Below are 4,850 nucleotides of genomic sequence, written 5' to 3' on the forward strand. Positions count from 1 at the left end.
TTTGGGTTAAGATACATAGCCATCAACTTATAAATCATCACTCACAACCTCTCTCCCCCCTGCCCTCAACTTTCTACTTTTAACTTTTAACTTCCAAAAACCTCCCCGTATACGACCTCTCCTCCTTCACCAAATCCTCGGGCACCCCTTCAAAAACCAGTTCTCCGCCCTTATCTCCGCCCTCAGGACCGATATCGATGATCCAGTCAGCACACTTCACCACGTCCATATTATGTTCAATCACAACAATTGTATTACCCTGGTCGAGCAGGGCATTAAAAGATTTCAGCAGTTTCTTAATATCATGAAAATGAAGGCCCGTAGTTGGCTCATCAAAGATAAACAACGTTTTACTGCTGTTATTTCCCCTGATCAGGAACGACGCCAGCTTAATCCGCTGCGCCTCCCCGCCCGAAAGCGTATTCGAAGACTGCCCGAGTTTCACATACCCCAGGCCAACATCAGCCAGCGGCTGTATCTTGTTCACAATTTTAGCCTCATCCTTAAAAAACTCCAGCGCCTCCTCTATGGTCATATCAAGCACTTCCGAAACACTCTTCTCCTTGTAAGTCACATCCAGCACATGCTGTTTAAACCGTTTACCGTTGCAGGCCTCACAGGGAAGAAAAATATCCGCCATAAACTGCATCTCGATCTTCACTTCGCCCTCTCCCTGGCAAACATCGCAGCGCCCGCCCTCCACATTGAACGAAAACGCCGCCGGCTTAAGTCCCGCCGCTTTGGCAGATGACTGCGAAGCATACAAGTTCCGGATATCATCCCAGGCCTTCACATACGTAACAGGATTAGAGCGCGACGACCGGCCAATCGGGTTCTGGTCCACCAGTTCCACCTGTTCAACCAGGTTATAAGCACCTTCAATGCCGTCATAAGCCCCGGTTTGTTCCCCCGAGTAATTCCCGATAGCCTTTTGCAAAGCAGGTTGCAGAATCCGTTTCACCAGCGAAGTCTTACCCGAACCCGACACCCCCGTCACACAGGTAAGCACGTTCAGCGGAAACTTCACATCAATGTTCTTCAGGTTATTCTCCCGGGCCCCCTTCACCTCGATAAAATCAGTCCACTTCCTTCTCCCCACCGGAACAGCAATCTCCTCTTTCCCGCTCAGGTATTTTCCGGTGAGGCTGTTTTCATCACGAATGATCTGTTCATAATTACCCGCAAAAACCAGTTCGCCGCCATGAGTACCCGCCGCCGGGCCGATATCGATCAGGTGATCCGCCGCCCTCATCATTTCCTCCTCATGCTCCACCACCAGCACCGTATTGCCTGTATCCCTCAAAGACTTCAGCACGCCGATCAGGCGCTGCGTATCACGCGGATGAAGCCCGATACTGGGTTCATCCAACACATACACCGACCCCACCAGAGAACTTCCCAGCGAAGTCGCCAGGTTGATCCGCTGCGACTCGCCCCCCGACAACGTATTCGAAAGCCGGTTAAGCGTCAGGTAGCCCAGTCCCACATCGTTGAGGTATTTAACGCGGTTGGTAATCTCCGCCAGCAGCCTCCTGGCAATCTTCTCCTCATTTTCGGTAAGCTCCAAAGAAGTAAAAAAGCCAAGCGCCGTTTCCAGCGGCATCAGCACAATATCAGTGATCGACCTCCCCGCCACCTTCACATAAGAAGCATCCTTCCGCAGGCGGCTGCCTTTGCATTCAGGGCAGTTCGTTTTTCCGCGATATCTCGAAAGCATCACGCGGTATTGTATCTTATAAGTTTGTGTCTCCAGCTCAGCGAAAAAATCATCCAGTCCGCGGAACCACTTATTGCCTGTCCAGAGCAATTGGCGCTGCCCATCCGTCAGCTGATTATAAGCCCGGTGCACCGGGAAATCAAACTTCAGCGCATGCTTCAGCAGTTCGTCGAGCCAGACCTTCATCTTCTCACCCCGCCACGGCGCAATCGCACCATCATACACCGACTTGCTCTTATCAGGCACCACCAGGTCCTCATCTATCCCGATCACCTTCCCATACCCCTCGCAGCGCTTGCAGGCTCCATATGGATTATTAAAACTGAAGAAATTAGGCCCCGGCTCCTCAAAGCGGATCCCATCAAGCTCAAACCGGTCGCAGAACACATGCATATTGCCGCTCTCCTCCACCAGGCAATCCCCCAGGCCTTCAAAAAACGCTGTTTGTACAGAATCTCCCATCCTGCTGATCGTTTCCTCTTCCTGGTTCACCGAGATTCGGTCGATCACGATCTTCACACGTCCGTCATCCTGAAGCTTCATATCCTTCAGCGACGCATCCTCCAGCACCTCCTCAATCCGCCGCAGGCTGTCATCCAGGTAGATCCTGGTAAAACCCTTCTGCAGCAACACCGCCAGTTCCTCTTTCAGTGTCCGGTTGTTATGAGGATGAAGAGGACAAAGCACTGTCGCAGGCGTATCATCCGGCAGGGCGCTCATAAAATTCACCACAGTGCTCACCGAATCCCGCTTCACTTCCCTCCCCGACACCGGCGAAAACGTCCGCCCGATCCGCGAAAACAACAATTTCAGGTAATCATAGATCTCCGTAGAAGTGCCCACGGTCGAACGCGGATTGCTCGTGATCACCTTCTGTTCAATAGCAATCGCAGGCGCAATCCCCTTAATATAATCCACGTCCGGCTTATTCATCCTTCCCATAAACTGCCGCGCATACGACGACAGGCTCTCCACATAACGTCTTTGCCCCTCAGCGTACAGCGTATCAAAAGCAAGCGAAGACTTTCCCGAGCCCGACATCCCTGTAATCACAACCAGCTTGTTTTTCGGCAGCGCCACATCAATGTTCTTTAGATTATGAACACGCGCCCCCTTTATGATAATATACTTCTTTGGATCTTTCTCTGTTTCTGTCATCATTAAACCTTACACCGCCTCCGCGGTCTAACCTACTACAAAGGTAGGGAATAGTGCTTAGATATGAGATATAAGGAAACAGATTTGAGGAGGAGGAAGCAGCAATCAGCCTTCAGCTATCAATACCGGCTACCGGCTATCATAACCCATGTCTCTTAACTCTCTTTTCACTTTCAACTTTAAACTTTCAACTTAATAAAAATGTTGCACCATATACAATAATTCATTATATTTGAGTATAGATTCAACACACACACATTAATAGCTAATTAACTTAACAGGAGAAGAAATTTGGAGAAACCTCTACTTAATACTTTTTTGCAATAAAAATTAAAGGGGAATTAAAAGAGAGGAGTCCTATGAAGCTTCAAGGGAAGAATGACCAGGAGTTGATACACATGTATGTCGCTGGTCAGGAGGCGGGTTTGGCTGAGTTATTAAGAAGACACAAATCCAAAATTTATACATCTATTTATATGCTCGTGAAGGATCAGTATCTGGCAGAAGACATTTTCCAGGACACCTTCATCAAAGTGATCAATACCCTGAAAACAGGGAAGTACAACGAAGAAGGCAAATTCCTGCCCTGGGTACTGCGCATAGCACACAACCTGGTGATCGACTATTACCGTAAAGAAAAGCGCACACCGGTCATCACCAGCGGCGATGGATTCGACATTTTCGACGTACTCGGTTTTCACGATGAAAGTATCGAAGAACGCATGGTGAGAGATCAGACACACAAGGATTTACGGAATCTCATCCAGATGCTGCCCGCAGAACAAAAAGAAGTATTGATCATGCGCCATTACGGCGACATGAGCTTTAAGGAAATAGCCGACGTCACCCAGGTAAGTATCAATACAGCCTTAGGCCGCATGCGCTATGCCCTTAACAATCTTCGCAAGATGCTGCAGACAAAAGAAATCAGCGTCAGGGTCAGTTAATCTGGCAAAATTTTCAGTACATTAAAATAAAATCATAAGGAATGCCGTTCTAGTTAGAAATAATTAATAAAACGGCATTGCTTATGATACAATTTTCTACCCTCCTGTCAGGCCTTTATCCGGCAGAAGAGCTCCGGATCGAATCCCCGGATACGCTTTCAGCTGAAGACGAAAACTTTTACACTTCCATCCGCCCTAAACTGGACGAAGCCCTTCGCGATCCGCAAGCAGAATCCATTAAAAAAATCATGGAATATTCTTCCAGGTTCAGGGAATAACAACCCCGGGCCATATACTAATATCCCGCTGCTGTCGTTACTTTTGCATATGCAAAAAAAAGAACGGTTCAGAGCTTTTGTGGAATATTTTTCTGCCCATCAGCCCGATGCCCAAACAGAACTACATTACAGCAACCCTTACGAACTGCTGGTAGCCGTTATTCTATCAGCACAATGTACCGACAAGCGGATCAACCAGGTAACCCCGGCCCTGTTTCAGCGTTTCCCGGATCCCTACATGCTGGCCGCATCCACACCCGAAGAAGTTTTTCAATATATCCGTACCGTCAGCTATCCCAACAACAAGGCCAAACACCTCGTCGGGATGGCCCAAAAGCTAACAACAGAGTTTAACGGAGTAGTACCCTCCACCATAGAAGAACTACAGAAGATGCCCGGGGTTGGCCGTAAAACCGCCAACGTTATTGCCTCCGTAGTTTACCACGCGCCCGCTATCGCTGTCGACACCCACGTATTCCGTGTTGCCAACCGCCTTGGCCTCACCCAAAACGCGCGCACACCCCTGGCCGTGGAAAAGCAGCTCATGCAGTATCTGCCCAAGGAAACCCTTGGCACCGCCCACCACTGGCTCATTCTCCATGGCCGCTACATTTGCCTGGCACGCCGCCCCAAATGCGAAGTCTGCCCCATCACCTGGTTCTGTAAGTATTACGAGCAAGGACAGAAGAAAGCGGCAAAGTTGCAAGTTGCAAGAGGAGTTATGGGTGATGAGTTATGGGTTATGGTTAA

General features: G+C 49.1%; 4 protein-coding genes. 3 read left to right on the plus strand and 1 reads right to left on the minus strand.

The window, feature by feature from the left end:
- Positions 1-79 precede the first annotated feature (79 nt).
- Complete coding sequence (gene uvrA, locus DDR33_RS20900) at positions 80-2,878, minus strand: excinuclease ABC subunit UvrA (protein WP_394341128.1); 2,799 nt, start codon at positions 2,876-2,878, stop codon at positions 80-82.
- A 356-nt stretch (positions 2,879-3,234) separates the two neighbouring features.
- Between uvrA and DDR33_RS20905 the strand changes: the two genes are divergently transcribed.
- The 3 genes from DDR33_RS20905 to nth form a co-directional block, all read left to right on the plus strand.
- Entirely contained in the window at positions 3,235-3,822 is a 588-nt protein-coding gene (locus tag DDR33_RS20905) for an RNA polymerase sigma factor (RefSeq protein ID WP_109417749.1), read from the plus strand.
- Between the two features lie 83 nt (positions 3,823-3,905).
- Complete coding sequence (locus DDR33_RS20910; protein WP_109417750.1) at positions 3,906-4,100, plus strand: hypothetical protein; 195 nt, start codon at positions 3,906-3,908, stop codon at positions 4,098-4,100.
- 49 nt (positions 4,101-4,149) lie between these two features.
- On the plus strand, positions 4,150-4,850 hold a 701-nt coding region (gene nth, locus DDR33_RS20915), incomplete at its 3' end, for an endonuclease III (RefSeq protein WP_109417805.1).

The organism is Pararcticibacter amylolyticus, from assembly GCF_003130405.1.
Taxonomy (GTDB): Bacteria; Bacteroidota; Bacteroidia; order Sphingobacteriales; family Sphingobacteriaceae; genus Arcticibacter; species Arcticibacter amylolyticus.

Excerpts from the sequence above, each read along its gene's own strand:
- uvrA (WP_394341128.1), bottom strand. The coding sequence starts at position 2,878 with ATGATGACAGAAACAGAGAAAGATCCAAAGAAGTATATTATCATAAAG.
- DDR33_RS20905 (WP_109417749.1), top strand. The coding sequence starts at position 3,235 with ATGAAGCTTCAAGGGAAGAATGACCAGGAGTTGATACACATGTATGTC.
- DDR33_RS20910 (WP_109417750.1), top strand. The coding sequence starts at position 3,906 with ATGATACAATTTTCTACCCTCCTGTCAGGCCTTTATCCGGCAGAAGAG.